We start from the raw sequence: 17,824 nt of genomic DNA, 5'->3' as shown, positions 1-17,824 counted from the left end.
CGCATAATTATTACCCAACGTGAATGTCAATCGCGCATTCTGCCCTTTTTCTTCATTCTGGTAGTCCGAATCGTGACCCCAGCCCCTTAAGTGAACGCGCGGTAGCCGCTAAGGTCAGCGACCATCCGCGCACACGCGACCGTGGGCGTGGCCGAACTGATGCTTCCTTGCAAGGGGTGCCAAGATGCTCCAACTGCGGATGGCCCGAACGCGCCGAGTAGCCCTGATCGGGCTTGCGGGAGCGCTCGCGGTATCGGTATCTGCCTGTGCTTCCGAACGCGACGACCAAGGGGGTGGCGGCGGAAACGAGGACACGCTCGTCTTCGGCGCCGCCGGCGCGCCGAAGAATTTCGACCCCATTTTCAATGACGACGGGGAGACGTTCCGGCCCATCCGGCAGATGTACGAAACGTTGATTACGTACAAACCGGGCAGCGCCGAGCTCGAAGAGGGGCTTGCCACCAAGTGGACCCCGAGCGATGACGGAAAGACGTGGACCTTCGAACTCCGCGAGGGCGTCAAATTCCACGACGGCACTGATTTCAACGCCGAGGCCGTCTGCTTCAACTTCGACCGTTGGTACAACATCGAGGGCGCGGCAGCGCAAAGCCAGATGATCTACTACGGCGACGTCTTCGAGGGTTTCGCGAAGAACGAGGGCGATGCCGGAGGCGAACCGGTCTACAAGTCGTGCGAGGCGCCAGACCCGAACACGGCCGTGCTGCATCTGAACAGGGCAAAGGGCGCCTTCCCCGACGCGTTCGGGTTGACCTCCCTTTCCATGTCCAGCCCCAAGGCGTTGCAGGACTACAACGCCGACGAGGTCACGCAGAGCGGCGACTCGTTCAGCTACCCCGCCTACGCCAACGAGCATCCGACCGGCACCGGCCCCTACAAGTTCGAGAAGTACGACAAGGCGGCGGGCACCATCACTCTGGTCCGCAACGACGAGTACTGGGGCGAGGCCGCCAAGCTCTCGCGGATCATCTTCCGGATCATCCCCGACGAGACCTCCCGCAAGCAGGAGCTGATCTCGGGCAAGATCGATGCCTACGACCTGCCGAGTCCCGCCGACTACCAGGCATTGCGCGAGGCGGGTAACCAGGTTCTGGTGCGGCCCGTCTTCAACATTCTCTACCTGGGGATCAACCAGAAGAACACGCCGGAGCTCAAGGACGCGCGCGTGCGCAAGGCGATCGAGTACGCCATCAACAAGGAGCAGCTCGCCAAGAACAAGCTGCCGGAAGGTGCGACGCCGCGGGACCAGTTCGTTCCCAAGGAAACCATCGGGTACACGGACAAGGTCGAGAAGCACCAGTACAACCCGCAACGGGCCAAGGATCTGCTCGCCGAAGCCGGTGTGAAGAACCTGAACCTCAAGTTCTACGTGCCGACCGAGGTCAGCAGGCCGTACATGCCGGACCCCGTCGAACTCGGTGGCGCCATCGCCGACAACCTGAAGGCGGTCGGGATCAACGTCGAGATCGTGCAGCGGCCGTGGAACGGTGGCTTCAAGGACGACGTCCAGAAGGCGGGCAAGCAGGACCTCCACCTGCTCGGCTGGACCGGTGACTACGGCGATCCCGGCAACTTCATCGGTACCTTCTTCGGCAGGGAGAAGCCGGAGTTCGGATTCGACAACCCGGCCATCTTCACCGCACTGTCCACTGCGGATTCACAGGTCGACAAGGCCGCGAAGGCGACGGAGTACGAGAAGGCGGCCGTCGAGATTTCCAAGTACGTTCCCGCTGTTCCGCTGACCTCCTCGCCGCCCGCGATCGTCGTCGGTGGCAATATCCAAGGAGTCGTGCCGAGTCCGCTCACCGACGAGCGGTTCGCAGGCGTGACGAAGTCGCAGCAGGGCTGACCGGCAGACTGGGGAGGCGGTGCGTCCGCGCCGCCTCCCCAGCCTCATGGGCTAAAGGCACGAATTCATGCTCAGGTTCATCGTTCGTCGGCTGCTGCAAGCAATTCCGACGCTCCTCGTACTGTCCATATTGGTGTTCGCGTGGTTGCGTTCGTTGCCGGGAGGTCCGGCGACGGCACTACTCGGCGACAAGGCCACTCCGGAGAAAGTCGCGGAACTCAACGCGGTACTCGGTCTCGATCAGCCGATCTTCGTCCAGTACTTCAAGTTCCTCGGCCGTATTCTCACCGGCGATTTCGGCAGCTCGCTGATCAGCGGTGACTCGGTGCTGGCCGAGATCGGAAGAGCGTTTCCCGCCACCATCGAACTCTCGCTCGCCGCGTTGTTCCTCGCGATCCTGTTCGGGATCCCGCTCGGCTACCTCGCGGCCCGGTTCCACGGTCGCTTCCTCGACAACGCCACCGTGGTCACGACCCTCGTCGGCGTCGCCGTTCCGGTGTTCTTCCTCGGCTTCCTGCTGAAGTACGTCTTCGCGCAGCAGTTGGCGATCCTGCCGCCGTCAGGCAGACAGGACGTGCTGATCGAGGCGACGAGAGTCACCGGGTTCGCGACGCTCGACGGGCTGCTCACGGGCGAACTCGACGCGACGTGGGACGCGATGCTGCATCTGCTGCTTCCCGCGATCGCGCTGGCGAGTATCCCGTTCGCGGTCATCGTGCGGATCACGCGAGCCTCGGTGCTCGACGTGAGCGGCGAGGACTTCGTGCGCACCGCCGAATCGAAGGGACTCACCGCGCCGGTCATCCGGCGAAGGCACGTGCTGCGCAACGCCTTGCTTCCGGTGTCGACGACCATCGGCCTGCAAACGGGATTGTTGCTGGCAGGTGCCGTTCTCACCGAGAAAGTGTTCGTGTGGGGCGGGGTTGGTTCGTTGCTCGAACAGGGCATCGAACGAAGAGACTATCCACGACTACAAGCCTTGATCCTGCTCGCGGCGCTGGTGTACGTGCTGGTGAACCTTCTCGTCGACATCTCGTACGCGATCATCGATCCGAGGGTGCGGGTGCGATGACTGGACCAAAACTGTTCAGCCGCAAGGCTGACCGGATCGACGAACTGGCAGAGGGCGGAACGAGTCTCGCCAAGGACGCGCTGAGGCGCATGGCGAGCAACCCGGTGGCCATCCTCGGTGCGTGCATCATCGCGGCCTTCGTATTGCTCGCGATCTTCGCGCCGTTGCTCGCGCCGAAAGATCCCTTCATTCCCTATCCCGAACTGCAGGCGCAGCTCACCCCGACCAACATTCCCGGTCCGATGCCAGGGTTCCTCCTCGGCAGCGACCAGAACGGTTACGACTTCTTCTCGCGGCTGCTCGCGGGAGCGCGGCAGACGCTGATCGTCGGCGTCGGTGCGACCATCATCGGCGTCACCATCGGCATGATCATCGGCGGGATCGCGGGCGCCTTCGGCGGCTGGATCGACACGGTACTGATGCGGTTCACCGACATCCTGCTCTCGATCCCGTCGCTGCTGCTCGCCATCTCCATCGCGGCGCTCTTCGCGAGCGGCAACCAGTGGACGGTGATCATCGCCGTGGCGATGGTCGGTGTCCCTGTCTTCGCCAGGTTGCTCAGAGGGTCGATGATCGCGCAAAGATCGAGTGACCACGTACTTGCCGCGACGGCGCTCGGCGTGCGACGCAGGACGATCGTGCTCAGGCACATGCTGCCCAATTCGGTTGGACCGGTGATCGTCCAGGCGACATTGACACTCGCGACCGCGATCATCGACGCGGCGGCGCTGTCGTTCCTCGGACTGGGAGACACCGACTGGCGTCGTGCCGAATGGGGACTCATGCTCGGTAACTCGCAGGATTTGCTGAGTGTGAAGCCGGAACTCGCGTTCTATCCCGCCATCGCGATCATCATCGTGGCGCTCGGCTTCACGCTGCTCGGTGAGTCCATGCGGGAAGCGCTCGACCCCAAGAACAGGCGGTAGCGGCCATGGCACTACTGGACGTCCGCGACCTCAGCGTCGTCTTCACCCGCAAGCGTGCCCGCCCGTTCACCGCGGTCGACAAGGTGAGCTTTTCGGTCGAGCCAGGGCAAACGGTCGGTCTCGTCGGGGAATCCGGCAGCGGGAAATCCGTGACCTCGCTGGCGATCATGGGGTTGTTGCCGAAGCGGGGAGCGCAGGTCAGTGGCTCAGTGTCCTTTTCGGATACCGATTTGCTGACCCTGACGGAGCGGCAGCTCAGGGATCGCAGGGGTAAGGACCTGGGTATGGTCTTCCAGGATCCGCTCTCCTCGTTGAATCCGGTGATCTCGATCGGACTACAGATCACCGAGGTACTCGAACGGCATCGCGGGATGTCCCGCAAGCAGGCGCGCGTCGAGGCTGTCGAGTTGCTGAACAGGGTCGGGCTTCCCGATCCGGGGCGAAGGGTCTCGGAGTATCCACACCAGCTTTCCGGTGGGATGCGGCAACGCGCGCTGATCGCGATCGCGTTGGCGTGCAGGCCGAAACTGCTCATCGCCGACGAGCCGACCACCGCGCTCGACGTGACGATTCAGGCTCAGATCCTCGCGTTGCTGTCCGAATTGGTCTCGGAGACGGGAACCGCGCTCATCATGATCACGCATGATCTCGGTGTCGTCGCCGGTTTGTGCGATGAGGTCAACGTCATGTACGGCGGGAGGATCGTCGAGCGAGCCGAACGGCACGCGCTGTTCGCGACCGCGCGACACCCCTATACGCACGGCCTGCTGGCCTCCATCCCCCGGCTCGATGCCGCGAGGGGTGACAAGCTGATTCCGATCAGGGGATCGGTCGCCGACAACCTCGCGTGGGAAGAGGGGTGCGCCTTCGCGCCGCGCTGTCCGAACGCGACGGAACAGTGTCGGAACGAACCGCCGGAACTCGTTCCGGACGGAGCCGGAATGCTGCGTTGCCACAACCCGGTCGACGTCGCCGTGCCGGAGGGAGCCCGATGACCGAAGAACCGCTGGTGACCTTGAAGGACTTCAAGGTTCACTTTCCCATCAAGCGCGGGATCGTCCTCGACCGCACCATCGGTCACGTCTATGCGGTCGACGGGGTCGATCTGACCATCGAGCGTGGCGAGACCTACGGTCTCGTCGGCGAGTCTGGGTGTGGAAAGACAACGCTCGGCAGGGGTTTGCTGAGGCTGGTGGAACCGACCGGTGGCGAGGTGCGGTTCGACGGCATCGACGTCGGCAAGCTCAAGGGCGAGGAACTGCGCAAACTCCGCAGCAGGATGCAGATGATCTTCCAAGATCCACTGTCCAGTTTGGATCCTCGGCAGTCGGTCGAATCGATCATCGTGGAGGGAATGCGGGCACACGGGCTCGACAAGGGCAAGAAGGAAAGCAGGGACAAGGTCAAGGAACTGCTTTCCGCCGTGGGGCTTCCGGAGAGCGCGCTGCGCAAGTATCCACACGAGTTCTCGGGAGGTCAGCGCCAGCGCATCGGTATCGCGAGAGCGCTGGCACTACGTCCCGACCTCATCGTCGCCGACGAACCGGTGTCCGCTTTGGACGTGTCGGTGCAGGCGCAAGTGTTGAACCTGCTCGAACAACTACAGCAGGAATTCGGGCTCACCTATCTCGTCATCGCGCACGATCTCGCGGTCGTCAGGCACATCTCCGACCGGATCGGCGTGATGTATCTCGGCTCGCTCGTCGAGGAGGCTGACGCCGACACCCTCTACGCGCAACCCATGCACCCCTACACGAGGGCGTTGCTTTCGGCGATTCCGGTCCCCGACCCCGTCGTGGAGGACAACAGAGAGCAGATCCTGCTGGCAGGCGACCTGCCCTCGCCTGCCGCTCCGCCTTCCGGCTGCCGGTTCCACACGCGCTGCCCGTGGCGGCAGCCGACCCGTTGCGACACCGAACGTCCCGAACTGCGCAGACTCGGCGACGGGCACCGGGTCGCTTGCCACTTCGCGGAGGACATCGAGGCGGGGTTGATCACCCCGCACAGCGTCGAGGCGGTCCTCGTCGAAGCGGACACCACGTTCGATCGGGACGTGCCTTCGGCCGCGGCTTCGGTCACCGAGGTGATCTAGGAACGCACCGGATCGGCGGCGAGAACGGGATCGGCATCCTTCGATCTGCCGCGTCGGCGCAGTGAACCCAGCAGGACGCCGCTGACCACCACCACGCTCGCCGCGATCTCCAGCCCGCTCGGCCGTTCGCCCAGCACGAGGAACGACAACGTCATGCCGACAACGGGAACCAGCAGCGAGAACGGTGCGACCGTGCTCGCGGGGTTGCGCCGCATCAAGCCGGTCCAGATGCCGGAGCCGACGACCGTTCCCAGCAACACGACGTAGAAGAACGCGGCGATGGGAAGCCAGGTTCCGGGGCTGCCGAGTGTGGAAAGCGCCTGCCACTGCTCGGCGGGCCCTTCGACGATCGTCGAGAGCACGAACATGGGAATCGGAGGGACGATCGATATCCACAGCGTCAGGTGAAGTGGATTGTCCGGTTTCGCCTTGCGTGCGCACAGGTTGCCCGTCGCCCAGCTCAACGCGCCGCCGAGGGTGAGGAGGACCGGTATCAACGCGGCATTTTCCGCGCGCTGCCAGGCGATGACGATCATGCCGGCTACTGCCAGGAGGATGCCGCCGACCTGCCACGCGGTCAGTTTCTCCTTCAGGAACAAGGCGCCAAGCAAGACCGTGAACGGAGCCTGTGCCTGGAGTACCAGGGATGCCAGCCCGGTCGGCATGCCGATGTCGAGCGCGACGAAGAGGAAGGCGAACTGGAAGGTCCCGAACCCCAGGCCGAAACCGAGCAGCAGCAGCAGCTTGACCTTGGGGCGGGGAATGAGGATGACGGTCGGGATCGCGATGACGAGGAACCGCAGAGCCCCGGCCAGCAGCGGAGGGAAATGCTCCAGCATCGCGTGCATGGCCAGGAAATTGCAGCCCCAGAGTAGTGCGACGAATGCGGCCAGCAATCTGTCTCGGGTGGGCACACCTTATAGCTTGTGCCAGCTAACCTTGAAGTACCAGCGAGAATGTTTTCAAGGACCTTGTAGTCGTGCTTCACTGTCGTGATGGATATCGGCAGGCTCAGGACGCTGCGGGAGTTCGCCGACCGCGGCAGCGTGACCGCGGCGGCCGAAGCGCTGCACTGCACGCCGTCGGCCGTGTCCCAGCAATTGCGCGCGTTGCAGGCCGAGGTCGGACTGCCGCTCACCGAGCAGGCGGGCCGAGGACTGCGGCTCACCGATGTGGGCCGGGCACTCGTGGCGAGGGCCGACGACGTGCTCGCCGCGCTCGAAAGGGCAGAGGCCGAGCTGGACGTCTACCGCAGCGCGCCGCGAGGCAGAGTGCGGTTGGCGATGTTCCCCTCGGCGGCGTTGATGCTGCTGCCGGGACTGCTCGATCGGTTCGCGACCTTCGAAGGACTGGATGTCGACGTCGCCGATGTCGACATGACGCCGCCGGAGGTGCCGCGCCTGCTCGCCGACTTCGATGTCGTGGTGACTCACCGGGACGAGTACGCGACACCGTTCGGGGCCGAACGGCTACAGGTCGTTCATCTGCTGCGGGAACCACTCGACGTCGCGCTGCCTATCGGTCATCCGCTTGGCGGGCGGGAAAGGGTCGAACTGGGTGACCTTGCGGCCGAGACCTGGATCAGCGTAGATGTCGGCTTTCCCGTCGACGACGTACTGCGGTCGGTGGCCATCCGTACCGGGGTCCGGCCGAAGGTCGTGTACCGGTTCAACGACTTCCGGATCACGGAGACGCTTGTCGCGTCCGGGCACGGCATCGCGCTGCTGCCGAGGTACACAATGGACACCGGAAGGGTGCTGCGGAGGCCGCTGGCCGGGATCCGTGCCGCGCGCCATGTCGAGGCGGTGTTGCGGTTGGGAGCCCCGCGTCCCGCCGTGTCCGCCGTGCTGGATGCCTTGCGGACCGAAGCCGCCGAGATGGGCTCCGAGTAGGCCGCAGGCCGGGGCCGGCGGGTCTCGCAGGCCGCCAGCCGCCGGGGAGCCTCGCAGGGCTGGGCCGCCGGGGAGCCTCGCGAGCCCCCGGTCCGTGCCGTCGAGATCTGCGTCCAGGCCGTCGAGATCTGCGTTGGTGCGGCCGACGTCTGCGTTCGGGATGGTGAGTTCTGCGTCGGGGATGGCGAGATGCGCATTCGGGAGGTGGGCCGGTGGTTGGATCTGGCGGCAGATCTCGCTGACCTGAGTGCGGATGTCGACGTCGCGAACGCGGATGTCGACGTCCTGAGTGCGGATCTCGCCGTCGCGAACGCGGATCTCGACGACCTGAGTGCGGGACTCGCGCGTGGGTGAGGGACTCGCGGACGAAACGTTGTCGGCAGGTGTCAGGGTTCGGGGACACCGTGGCCACATGGACAGGCACCCGAACACTCACCCGCACACGGACACTCACCCGCACACGGACACTCACGCGCACACGGACACTCACGCGCACAGGCGCCCGGCCGCCCACGCGGACTCTGCCGCCCACGCGCACAGGCGCCCGGCCACCCACGCGCGCTCGAACATGAGACTCGAAGGCAAGGTCGCGCTGGTCGCGGGTGGCACGAGGGGAGCAAGCAGGGCGATCGCCACCGAACTCGGCCGCAACGGCGCCACGGTCTACGTCACCGGGCGGACATCGGCAGCTCCACCGCCCGCCGGTGATGGGGCGCGCACCTCCGACGGGATCGTCCGCTCCGAGGTAGGGCGCGCGGAAACGATCGAGGGAACCGTCGAGCTGATCACCGAGGCAGGCGGGCGTGGCATCGCCGTTCGCACCGACCACCTCGATCCCGGCCAGGTACGGGCGCTCGCCGAACGCGTCGACACCGAACAAGGCAGGTTGGACATCCTGGTCGACGGCCTGTGGGGCGGCGACAACTACCTCGGCTGGGAACAACCGGTGTGGGAGCACTCGCTTGCCGATTCCCTGCGGATGATCCGCCTCGGCATCGACGCGCACATCATCACCAGTCATCATCTGTTGCCGCTGCTGATCCGCAACCCCGGCGGACTGCTGGTCGAGATGACCGACGGCACGGCCGAGTACAACTCACGGTTCAGGGTCGGGACGTCGCTCGCCTTCTACGTCGCCAAGGCCGCGGCACACCACCTCGCGATGGGGCAGGCACACGAGCTCTCCGGGTACGGCTGCACGGCGGTGGCGGTGACCCCGCGCTGGCTGCGTTCGGAAGCCATGCTGGAGCACTACGACGTGACGGAGGAGAACTGGAGGGACGCGTTGAGCCAGGTCCCGCATTTTGCGATCTCGGAGACGCCGACGTTCACCGGAAGGGCCGTCGCGGCGTTCGCGGCTGACCCTGACCGCGACGAGTTCTCCGGAAGCACCCTGAACAGTGGTGACCTCGCGAAGCGGTACGGCATCGACGACGTCGACGGCAGCAGGCCGGATTCCTGGCGCTACCTCGACGAGGTCGTCGACGTCGGCAAACCGGCCGACACCACCGGTTACCGGTGAAGTTCCGCCATCCGCCGCGCGGCCTCGGCGAAGGCGGAGCGCGCGGCGGGTGGGGCGAGGACCTCCACTTCGGCGCCGAGGCCGAGTAACTGGGAGACGGCGATGGGAATGTCCTCCATCTCCAGTTCGATCTCGGTCCACTCGTCGCCGGGTTTTCCGGCTTGCTCAAGGGCTTCGCGAGCCTGGTCGGTGTCGAGGATGGCGGGAAGCGCACGCACGCCTGCCGCACTCAACCGCAACCGCACGCGCTGTGTTCGCAGTGACCGTTCGAATTGGACGGACGAGGTCTGCCACCAGCTGGCCAGGTCGAAGTCGGCAGGCCGCTCGAATCGCTCGCCGAGGTCGGTCGTGCCGACGATCCGGCTTGCCCGGTACGTGCGAATGTCGGCGCCGACCTTCGCCACGAGATACCAGACCCCCGCCTTCAGGACCAGGCCGAGCGGGTCGGCGTCCCGCTCGACGACATCGCCGCCACGCCGGTAGCCGATCCGGGTTCGCCGCTGTTCCCACACCGCGGTGGCAACGGCCGCGAGGTGTTCCGTGTCGTCCTCGCCTCGGAACCAGCCAGGCGCGTCGAGATGGAATCGCTGTGCGAGGTGCTGGGCCTGTTCCCGCAGCGGGGCGGGCAACGTCGCGGCGAGTTTGGCGTGTGCGGCCGAAACGGCGGTGCCGAGGCCGAGTTCGGCGAGTGCCCTCGGCACGCCCATCGCGAAGATCGCCACGGCCTCGCGCGAGGTGAGGCCGTCGAGCCTGGATCGCCAGCCCTCGACGAGCCGGACACCCCCGTGCCGTCCCTGCTCCGTCCACAAGGGAACACCCGATGCCTGCAACGCGGCGATGTCGCGGTGCATCGTCCGCTCGGAGACCCCTAGCGCGGTCGCCAGTTCGGGAACGGTCGCGTTACGCCTGCTCTGGAGTGTGAACAGCAGGGCGACCAGTCGTTCGGCGCGCATAGCCGAGATCATGCCCTGCCCGCCTGCGCAGCACAGCCGCGGCCACCGAGCCGAGCACGAGCGCGAGGCCCGCCGACAACGCGAAGCTCACCACCGGCTCCCGCATGATCGCGCCACCGAGGTAGCCGAGCAGCACCGCGTAGGTCGACCACAATGTCACGCCGATGGTCGACGCGACGAGAAACAACACCCGAGGCCACCGCAATGTGCCTGCCAGCAGCGAACCGACCGTTCCTCCAGCTGGCAGCCAGCGGGCCGCGACGAGCACGGGAAGCGGCCTGCGTTCGATGTGCGCGCTGAGCCAGAGCAACCCCGCCTCGACACTCGGCCGCCTGCGCAGCCTTGTGAGCGCTGCCCCGCCCGTCTTCCGGCCGGTCGCGTAGAGCAGATAGTCCCCGAGTAGACAGCCCGAGGCGGCGACGAGGATGATCGGCGCGATCGACGTGTCCTGGTCAGCGGCGAGTACGCCCATGCCGACCAGCGTCACCTCGGTGGGCACGAAGGGCACCACCGAGATGACGAACAGGACAACGAGCGAGACCGTCGATGCATCCACACCCTTGCCAACGCGGGCGTGGCTGAGAACTCCTCAGCGGTGGGCGCGGTTGACAGCCGAGACGACGGCGCGTAGCGAGGCGGTGACGATCGAGGGGTCGATGCCGACACCCCAGTAGATCTTGTCGTCGATCGCGCACTCGATGTAGGACGCGGCACGAGCGTCGTCGCCGGGGGTGAGGGTGTGCTCGCTGTAGTCCATGAGCCGCAGGTCGTAGCCGACGGTGCTGAGCGCGTCGAAGAAGGCGGCGATCGGCCCGTTGCCGGTTCCGCTGATCTCCTGCTCCTCGCCGTCGACGATGACGGTCGCCGTGAGCTGGTAGTCGCCGTTCGCGACGACGTGCTGCCTCACCAGCTCAAGCGGGGTGCGCGGTTCGAGGTACTCGGCGGCGAACGCGGTCCACATGGTCTCGGGGGCGACCTCGCCGCCTTCCGAGTCGGTGTGCCGCTGGATCGTCTGGGAGAACTCGATCTGGAGCCTGCGCGGCAGGTCGAGCTGGTGTTCGGTCTTCATGATGTAGGCGATGCCGCCCTTGCCCGACTGGGAGTTGACCCTGATGACGGCCTCGTAGGTGCGGCCGACGTCCTTGGGGTCGATGGGCAGGTAGGGCACCTCCCACGGGTAGTCCTCGAAGGGGACGCCTTCCTTGTCGGCCGCGGCGTGCAGCGCATCGAAGCCCTTGTTGATGGCGTCCTGGTGGCTGCCGGAGAAGGCGGTAAACACCAGGTCGCCTCCCCATGGGCTGCGTTCGGCGACCCGGAGCTGGTTGCAGTACTCGACGGTCCGCTTGATCTCGTCCATGTCGGAGAAGTCGATCTGCGGGTCGATGCCCTGGCTGAACAGGTTCATGCCCAGCGCGACGAGGTCGACGTTGCCGGTCCGCTCGCCGTTGCCGAACAGGCAGCCCTCGATGCGGTCGGCGCCTGCCTGGTAGCCGAGTTCGGCGGCCGCGATGCCGGTGCCTCGGTCGTTGTGCGGGTGCAGCGACAGGATGACGCCGTCCCTGCGGTCGAGGTTGCGGTTCATCCACTCGATGGAGTCGGCGTAGACGTTGGGCGTCGCCATCTCGACGGTCGCCGGCAGGTTCATGATCACGGGGCGCTCGGCGGTCGGCTGCCAGATGTCGGAGACCGCGTTGCACACCTCGGCCGCGTACGACAGCTCGGTCCCCGTGTAGGACTCCGGCGAGTACTGGAAGCGGAAGTCGGTGTCGGAGTACTTGCCCGCGTACTCGACGACGAGGTCGGCCGCTTGCAGCGCGATCTTCTTTATCCCTTCGCGCTCCTCGCGGAACACGACTCGGCGTTGCAGGATCGACGTCGAGTTGTAGATGTGCACGATGGCGCGGGGCGCGCCTTCGAGCGAGGCGAAGGTCCGCTCGATCAGCTCGGGACGGCATTGGGTCAGCACCTGGATGCGCACGTCGTCGGGGATGGCGTCCTCTTCGATGATCTCGCGCACGAAGTCGAAGTCCGTCTGGCTCGCAGCCGGGAAGCCGACCTCGATCTCCTTGTAGCCCATGCGCACGAGCAGGTCGAAGAACTTGCGCTTGCGCGCGGGCGACATCGGGTCGATCAGGGCCTGGTTGCCGTCGCGGAGGTCGACGGCGCACCACAGCGGGGCCCGCTCGATGCGGTTGTCCGGCCAGGTGCGGTCGGGCAGCCGGATGTCCTCGACGAGGCGAAACCACGGCTGATAACGGTGGAAGGGCATCGAAGTCCCGCGCTGGGTGTTCCAGGAGGGCTGGCCTTCCGGCGATGGCCGCGACGGCTTGCGAATCCGGCTCGCTGACTGGGGAACTACGGGGGGCTCGTGCGTGCTCATGATGAGGAAATGCTCCTGCTTCTCGTGGGAGGCTCGGCAAAGACCGGCGGCACCACGAAGCCCCGCGACGAGGAGCCGGTCTGATCAGACCCCGTCGCGGCAGCGAAGCAGAAGACCACGTGCCACGTCGGCCAGCTTAACCACGATCGCGCTCTCGACGAAAGGTGGGCTTGAATCCAAACCGTTACCGGTGCGCCATTTCACTGGTTACCGGCACGTAGCTTTTGGGCTTCGAGCGTGGGAAACTGCGGGGCATGGGCGAGCAATCCGAGCGCACGCAATCCGGCGAGGAAGCCCCGGCACAAGCCACGACGCCGGCTCCGATTCCCCAGTCGCCTGCGGTTTCGACGTACCGCAATCCCGAGCCGGAACCCGAGCAGTCACGCAAGGGTGCCGATTGGCGTGCGGTCAAGGACCAAGTGGTGGGGTTGCTCGCCGGAATCGTCCGCTGGGTCGGCCTGATCTTCGCGTTGATACTCGTTCTGCACGTGATCTTCGTGATCGGCGAGGCCAATCAGGACAACGGCATTGTGTCCTTCGTCTCCGATTGGTCGCGGTCGCTCTCGCTCGGATTCCACGATCTGTTCCAGCCGGAGGATCCGAAACTCTCGGTTCTGGTCAATTTCGGCATCGCGGCGTTGTTCTGGCTCGTGGTTTCGTCGATCGTGGCCAGGCTGATCCGCAGGGTCGGCGGAGCGAACTGATCAACCGGCCTCGAAGGCGGGCCGGCCCCACGTGCCGGTGAACGCGAATTCGTGAAGCGGAACGCGCTTGCGTACGGCGGCCTCCCTTTCGATCGCGCGCTGCTCGCCGAGTACTTCGGGCTCGGCGAGTACGCCGACCGCGATGGCGATGACCGGCCTCGTGCCTTCCGGAATCTCGAAGGCGTCCCTTGCGGCATCGGGGTCGAAACCGGCCATCTGGTGGGCGACCAGGTTTTCCGCGACGGCCTGTAGGACAAGGTTCTCCCCGGCGAGGCCGAGACCGTATTCGGCGTAAGGAATTTCGCCTTTCTCGTTGTGGGTGACGGCGACACCGATCAACAGCGCCGAGGCGCGGCCTGCCCACGACTGATTGCTGGTGGTGAGTGTCGCGAGTATCCGCCGGAATGTGTCGTCGCCGCGCCTGCCGACCAGGTAACGCGCGGGCTGGGTGTTGCCGAACGAAGGTGCCCACCTCGCCGCTTCGAGCAGCGCGCGCAATTGTTCCTCGCTGACCTCGGCTGATTCGTCGAGCGCCCGTGGGCTCCACCGGGTCGCGATGATGTCGTGAATCGGTGCGCTCGTCTCGGCTGCCTTGTCGTTCATCGGGCAACCCTATGGCAAATGTATACAGTCAGCACCGGCCGGGGAGTGGTCACCGCCACAAAGCCGGGTATTGGCGAAACGCGCCACCGGTACCCTGTTTCGCGAAGGTATCGAGCGGATGTCCTTCCGAAACGACCGGGAGTCAGGGTCCGCTCAGCGAGGAGGTTCGGGCACGTGGCGCTCGTGGTCCAGAAGTACGGAGGTTCGTCGCTGGAGAGCGCCGACCGGATCAAGCGGGTGGCCGAACGGATTGTCGCCACGAAGAAGGCGGGCAACGAGGTCGTGGTGGTGTGCTCGGCGATGGGCGACACCACCGACGAGTTGCTCGATCTTGCCGAGCAGGTGAACCCCGTCCCGCCTGAGCGTGAGATGGACATGTTGCTGACCGCGGGAGAACGTATCTCCAACGCGCTGGTCGCCATGGCCATCTCGGCGCAGGGTGCCGAGGCGTGGTCGTTCACCGGTTCGCAGGCAGGCGTGGTGACCACATCCGTTCACGGCAACGCGCGCATCATCGATGTCACGCCGAGTCGCGTCACCGACGCGCTTGAGCAGGGTTACATCGCGTTGGTCGCCGGTTTTCAGGGCGTCGCGCAGGACACGAAGGACATCACGACGCTCGGAAGAGGCGGTTCCGACACCACGGCTGTCGCGCTCGCTGCGGCGCTTGGTGCCGACGTATGCGAAATCTATTCCGATGTAGACGGTGTTTACACGGCCGACCCGCGCATCGTTCCCGACGCGCGCAAGCTGGACACCGTGCCGTACGAGGAAATGCTGGAACTCGCCGCGAGCGGTTCCAAGATCCTTCACCTGCGGTCCGTCGAATACGCGCGTCGTTACGGGGTGCCGATCAGGGTCCGTTCTTCCTACAGTGACAAGCCGGGCACGACCGTGGCCGGTTCGATTGAGGAGCTTCCTGTGGAACAAGCTTTGATCACCGGGGTCGCACACGACCGGTCGGAGGCCAAGATCACGGTCACCGGTGTTCCCGACCACGCGGGAGCGGCCGCCCGCATCTTCCGCACCGTCGCGGAGGCCGAGATCGACATCGACATGGTGTTGCAGAACATCTCCAACACCACGGGCAGGACGGACATCACGTTCACGCTCTCGAAGTCCAATGGCCCCAAGGCTGTTGCCGAGCTTGAGCGCATCAAGGCGGAACTGGACTTCGCCGCCGTGCTCTACGACGACCACGTCGGCAAGGTTTCTCTTGTCGGAGCGGGGATGCGCTCGCATCCCGGTGTCACGGCGACCTTCTGTGAGGCGCTCGCGAAGTCCGGCGTGAACATCGAGATCATCAACACCTCGGAGATCCGGATCTCCGTGCTGATCAGGGATGCGCAGCTCGACGAAGCGGTGCGCGCGATCCACGACGCATTCGAACTCGGCGGTGACGAACAGGCCGTCGTGTACGCAGGGAGCGGACGCTGAATGAGTAGGCAGTCACCCACGCTGGCCTTGGTAGGCGCAACCGGTGCGGTGGGCACCGTCATGATCGACATCATCAACGGCCGCGAGAGCGTGCCGTGGGGTGAGATCAGGTTGATCGCTTCCGCGCGCTCGGCAGGCAAGAAGATCACGGTCAGGGGCGAGGAGCTGACAGTCGTCGAGCTCAAGCCCGAGGCATTCGACGGCATCGACGTCGCCATGTTCGACGTACCCGACGAGGTTTCAGCCGAGTGGGCGCCCGTCGCGGCCGCAAGAGGCGCCGTCGCGGTCGACAATTCGGGTGCCTTCCGGATGGACGACGAGGTTCCGCTCGTCGTACCCGAGGTCAATGCCGACAAGGTCGGCAACCCCGAGCACTACCCCAAGGGCATCATCGCCAACCCGAACTGCACGACGCTGTCGATGATGGCGGCGCTCGGCGCGCTGCACCGCGAGTTCGGGCTGACCAGCCTCGTCGTCTCCTCGTATCAGGCGGCTTCGGGCGCGGGGCAGGACGGTATCGACCGGCTCTACGCCGAGCTGGAAGCAGTCGCGGGCAAGGGACTCGGCTCGAAGGCCGGCGATGTCAGGGCGGCGCTCGAAGCCGCTGGGCTGCCGGTCGCGGACACCCCGTTCGCCGGTACTCCGCTCGCGCTGAACGTGGTTCCCTCCGCGGGTTCCTACAAGGGCGACGGCTGGTTCTCCGAGGAACTGAAGGTTCGCAACGAGTCGCGCAAGATCCTCGGTATCCCCGGGCTGAAGGTGTCGGCGACGTGCGTCCGTGTTCCCGTCGTGACAACGCATTCGCTCGCGGTGCACGCGACTTTCGAGCGCGAGGTCACCGTCGAGGCGGCACACAAGTTGTTCGAGGCGCAGCCGTCCATTGTGCTCACCGATGATCCAGAGAACGGCGTTTTTCCCTCGCCCGCGGAGGTCGTCGGTGCCGACCCGACCTACGTCGGCAGGGTGCGCCAGGCGCTGGACTTCCCCAACACGCTCGACTTCTTCGTGTGTGGTGACAACCTGCGCAAGGGAGCGGCGTTGAACACCTACGAGATCGCCGAGCAGGTGGCGGCGAAGCTCGCCTGACATCAGGCTCGGTCAGGCCCGCGAGTCCCGAATTCGGAACTCGCGGGCCTGAATCATGTGGGCACTCAGTGCGGCGTCGCCGCTACGGCCGACTGACCCTGCGGCGCGAGATAGGCCCACTGCCACGCGGCTTCGAGTGGACCACGCGAGAATCGCCGCAGCCACAGCGAAGAAAGCGCGAGCAGCAGCACGCTGATTCCGGTGAAACAACCGACGACCCACCACGGCCTCGCGTCCGCCATGGTCTCCGCGAGACCGAATCCCCAGCCATAGCAGAGGATTCCCGCGATCAGGTTCTGGAGCACGTAGCAGGAAAGTGCCATCCTGCCGACGGAGGCCATTCCCCTGCGCAGTGGGCCTTCCTGCTCGCGCATCCTGTGCACGACCCACGGCACGAGACCGAGCAGGCCGAAAGCGACGATCGGCGCGGCGACGTACCTGTCCACAAAGAACAGTTCAGGTCCGGCGAACGATGTCGACACGTTGAGCGGGAGACCGATGCCGATCCCGATTCCGATCAGCTTGCGCTGGATCGCGGTGCCCCTGCCGCTGTTCTCGATGGCTCCCGCCCTGAGCAGGCCGATACCGGCGAGAAAGAGGACGGTGCTGAGCGGAATCACGAAAACGGCTTCCGCCCGGTACATGCCCATGTCGGTGAGCCGATGCTGGACTTGCGCGAGCCAGCTTCCCGTACCGGCGCCCCCGCTTCCGGTCGCGATGGTCGCGCCGTCGATGTACATCCCCGCTGTCACCAACGACACGAACGCTAGGTGCAGCGCACCGGCGGCGATCAGCCACGCCTTGCGCACCCGGTCGCCGCGAGCGACGAGGAACGCGACCAGCACTGATACCACCGCGTAGTACATGAGGACGTCGAATTCGAAGATGAGGACGTAGTGCAGGAGTCCTTCGACGAGCAGTAGTGCCGAACGCCACAGATACCAGCCAGGCCACCGTTTTCCCTTGCGGATCGCGGAACGGTACTGGAGTTCGAGGCCGATGCCGAACAACAACGACAGCAGCGCGAGAAACTTGCCATTGCTCAGGAATCGCAGGGCGGTCTCGGTGAAACCGTCGAACGAATCCGGTTCGGGTAAGGCGAAAAACCCAGCGGCCCCAAGGGGATCCGTGAAGATCCAGATGTTGGTGCCGAGTGTGCCGAGTATGGCGACACCCCTGATGATGTCGAGTGCCGCGATGCGACCGTGAGCCGCCATGTCCCCTCCCCAGTGTCGTGACGGGATGAAGCTAGGGCCGGGGCGGCGCTGTTCGCGTCGGCCTGTGGGATGA

17 protein-coding genes are annotated in these 17,824 nt (G+C 65.5%); 11 read left to right on the top strand and 6 right to left on the bottom strand.

All coding sequences use genetic code 11. The features are described from left to right. The first annotated feature begins 184 nt into the window (after positions 1-184). From BAY61_RS29625 to BAY61_RS29605, 5 genes are all read left to right on the top strand, one after another. A complete protein-coding gene (locus BAY61_RS29625; RefSeq protein WP_091802719.1) occupies positions 185-1,867 on the top strand; it encodes an ABC transporter substrate-binding protein in 1,683 nt (560 codons plus the stop codon). Between the two features lie 67 nt (positions 1,868-1,934). Beyond that, positions 1,935-2,939, top strand: a complete 1,005-nt coding sequence (locus BAY61_RS29620; RefSeq protein ID WP_091802720.1) for an ABC transporter permease — start codon at positions 1,935-1,937, stop codon at positions 2,937-2,939. Continuing rightward, the gene (locus tag BAY61_RS29615; protein ID WP_091802723.1) at positions 2,936-3,865 is read left to right on the top strand and encodes an ABC transporter permease; all 930 of its coding nucleotides are present in this window, start codon (positions 2,936-2,938) and stop codon (positions 3,863-3,865) included. Before BAY61_RS29620 ends, BAY61_RS29615 begins: the two co-directional genes overlap by 4 nt. Positions 3,866-3,870: 5 nt before the next feature. Further along, the gene (locus BAY61_RS29610) at positions 3,871-4,860 is read left to right on the top strand and encodes an ABC transporter ATP-binding protein (protein WP_091802727.1); all 990 of its coding nucleotides are present in this window, start codon (positions 3,871-3,873) and stop codon (positions 4,858-4,860) included. Beyond that, a complete protein-coding gene (locus BAY61_RS29605) occupies positions 4,857-5,957 on the top strand; it encodes an ABC transporter ATP-binding protein (RefSeq protein ID WP_091802730.1) in 1,101 nt (366 codons plus the stop codon). The genes BAY61_RS29610 and BAY61_RS29605 overlap by 4 nt, the downstream gene beginning before the upstream one ends. On the opposite strand, the gene BAY61_RS29600 is transcribed toward BAY61_RS29605, so the two are convergent. Further along, the gene (locus BAY61_RS29600) at positions 5,954-6,871 is read right to left on the bottom strand and encodes an EamA family transporter (RefSeq protein WP_091802733.1); all 918 of its coding nucleotides are present in this window, start codon (positions 6,869-6,871) and stop codon (positions 5,954-5,956) included. The genes BAY61_RS29605 and BAY61_RS29600 overlap by 4 nt on opposite strands. A gap of 81 nt (positions 6,872-6,952) precedes the next feature. Here BAY61_RS29600 and BAY61_RS29595 point away from each other — a divergent pair, with 81 nt between their 5' ends. The 3 genes from BAY61_RS29595 (at position 6,953) to BAY61_RS29590 (ending at position 9,371) form a co-directional block, all read left to right on the top strand. Continuing rightward, on the top strand, positions 6,953-7,849 hold the full coding sequence (locus BAY61_RS29595; protein ID WP_091802736.1) for a LysR family transcriptional regulator: 897 nt from the start codon (positions 6,953-6,955) through the stop codon (positions 7,847-7,849). Positions 7,850-8,038: 189 nt separating this feature from the next. After that, positions 8,039-8,203 carry a hypothetical protein gene (locus BAY61_RS33185; RefSeq protein WP_170140166.1) on the top strand — a complete coding sequence of 55 codons (165 nt, stop codon included), beginning with the start codon at positions 8,039-8,041 and terminating at the stop codon, positions 8,201-8,203. 214 nt (positions 8,204-8,417) lie between these two features. Continuing rightward, the gene (locus tag BAY61_RS29590; RefSeq protein WP_091803792.1) at positions 8,418-9,371 is read left to right on the top strand and encodes an SDR family oxidoreductase; all 954 of its coding nucleotides are present in this window, start codon (positions 8,418-8,420) and stop codon (positions 9,369-9,371) included. On the opposite strand, the gene BAY61_RS29585 is transcribed toward BAY61_RS29590, so the two are convergent. The 3 genes from BAY61_RS29585 to leuA are packed head-to-tail and all read right to left on the bottom strand — an operon-like array spanning position 9,362 to position 12,704. Then, positions 9,362-10,324 (bottom strand): helix-turn-helix transcriptional regulator, encoded by a 963-nt coding sequence (locus tag BAY61_RS29585; protein WP_091802740.1) that lies wholly within the window; start codon positions 10,322-10,324, stop codon positions 9,362-9,364. The genes BAY61_RS29590 and BAY61_RS29585 overlap by 10 nt on opposite strands. After that, the gene (locus tag BAY61_RS29580; RefSeq protein WP_091802743.1) at positions 10,272-10,880 is read right to left on the bottom strand and encodes a DedA family protein; all 609 of its coding nucleotides are present in this window, start codon (positions 10,878-10,880) and stop codon (positions 10,272-10,274) included. Before BAY61_RS29580 ends, BAY61_RS29585 begins: the two co-directional genes overlap by 53 nt. A gap of 33 nt (positions 10,881-10,913) precedes the next feature. Further along, positions 10,914-12,704, bottom strand: coding sequence for a 2-isopropylmalate synthase (gene leuA, locus BAY61_RS29575; RefSeq protein WP_091802746.1), 1,791 nt, complete (start codon positions 12,702-12,704; stop codon positions 10,914-10,916). Positions 12,705-12,958: 254 nt separating this feature from the next. Here leuA and BAY61_RS29570 point away from each other — a divergent pair, with 254 nt between their 5' ends. After that, a complete protein-coding gene (locus tag BAY61_RS29570) occupies positions 12,959-13,408 on the top strand; it encodes a hypothetical protein (RefSeq protein WP_245865548.1) in 450 nt (149 codons plus the stop codon). Here the strand turns inward: BAY61_RS29570 and BAY61_RS29565 are convergent, their stop codons facing one another. Then, positions 13,409-14,011: a nitroreductase family protein gene (locus BAY61_RS29565; protein WP_091802749.1), complete on the bottom strand. Its 603-nt coding sequence runs from the start codon at positions 14,009-14,011 to the stop codon at positions 13,409-13,411. 174 nt (positions 14,012-14,185) lie between these two features. Between BAY61_RS29565 and BAY61_RS29560 the strand changes: the two genes are divergently transcribed. Then, the gene (locus BAY61_RS29560; protein ID WP_091802752.1) at positions 14,186-15,448 is read left to right on the top strand and encodes an aspartate kinase; all 1,263 of its coding nucleotides are present in this window, start codon (positions 14,186-14,188) and stop codon (positions 15,446-15,448) included. Continuing rightward, on the top strand, positions 15,449-16,534 hold the full coding sequence (locus BAY61_RS29555) for an aspartate-semialdehyde dehydrogenase (RefSeq protein WP_091802755.1): 1,086 nt from the start codon (positions 15,449-15,451) through the stop codon (positions 16,532-16,534). It abuts the gene before it with no gap. Between the two features lie 65 nt (positions 16,535-16,599). Here BAY61_RS29555 and BAY61_RS29550 read toward each other — a convergent pair whose 3' ends face one another. Next, positions 16,600-17,751 (bottom strand): DUF418 domain-containing protein, encoded by a 1,152-nt coding sequence (locus BAY61_RS29550; RefSeq protein ID WP_091802758.1) that lies wholly within the window; start codon positions 17,749-17,751, stop codon positions 16,600-16,602. Positions 17,752-17,824: the final 73 nt, after the last annotated feature.

Source organism: Prauserella marina (assembly GCF_002240355.1).
GTDB lineage: Bacteria > Actinomycetota > Actinomycetes > Mycobacteriales > Pseudonocardiaceae > Prauserella_A > Prauserella_A marina.
The sequence above is the reverse complement of the archived record's forward strand: the minus strand, read 5'-3'. Positions and strand labels throughout refer to the sequence as shown.

Bases quoted from the DNA above. Each gene is read 5' to 3' on its own strand.
- BAY61_RS29625 (WP_091802719.1), top strand. From the start codon at position 185: ATGCTCCAACTGCGGATGGCCCGAACGCGCCGAGTAGCCCTGATCGGG.
- BAY61_RS29620 (WP_091802720.1), top strand. From the start codon at position 1,935: ATGCTCAGGTTCATCGTTCGTCGGCTGCTGCAAGCAATTCCGACGCTC.
- BAY61_RS29615 (WP_091802723.1), top strand. From the start codon at position 2,936: ATGACTGGACCAAAACTGTTCAGCCGCAAGGCTGACCGGATCGACGAA.
- BAY61_RS29610 (WP_091802727.1), top strand. From the start codon at position 3,871: ATGGCACTACTGGACGTCCGCGACCTCAGCGTCGTCTTCACCCGCAAG.
- BAY61_RS29605 (WP_091802730.1), top strand. From the start codon at position 4,857: ATGACCGAAGAACCGCTGGTGACCTTGAAGGACTTCAAGGTTCACTTT.
- BAY61_RS29595 (WP_091802736.1), top strand. From the start codon at position 6,953: ATGGATATCGGCAGGCTCAGGACGCTGCGGGAGTTCGCCGACCGCGGC.
- BAY61_RS33185 (WP_170140166.1), top strand. From the start codon at position 8,039: ATGCGCATTCGGGAGGTGGGCCGGTGGTTGGATCTGGCGGCAGATCTC.
- BAY61_RS29590 (WP_091803792.1), top strand. From the start codon at position 8,418: ATGAGACTCGAAGGCAAGGTCGCGCTGGTCGCGGGTGGCACGAGGGGA.
- BAY61_RS29585 (WP_091802740.1), bottom strand. From the start codon at position 10,324: ATGCGCGCCGAACGACTGGTCGCCCTGCTGTTCACACTCCAGAGCAGG.
- leuA (WP_091802746.1), bottom strand. From the start codon at position 12,704: ATGAGCACGCACGAGCCCCCCGTAGTTCCCCAGTCAGCGAGCCGGATT.
- BAY61_RS29570 (WP_245865548.1), top strand. From the start codon at position 12,959: ATGGGCGAGCAATCCGAGCGCACGCAATCCGGCGAGGAAGCCCCGGCA.
- BAY61_RS29565 (WP_091802749.1), bottom strand. From the start codon at position 14,011: ATGAACGACAAGGCAGCCGAGACGAGCGCACCGATTCACGACATCATC.
- BAY61_RS29555 (WP_091802755.1), top strand. From the start codon at position 15,449: ATGAGTAGGCAGTCACCCACGCTGGCCTTGGTAGGCGCAACCGGTGCG.
- BAY61_RS29550 (WP_091802758.1), bottom strand. From the start codon at position 17,751: ATGGCGGCTCACGGTCGCATCGCGGCACTCGACATCATCAGGGGTGTC.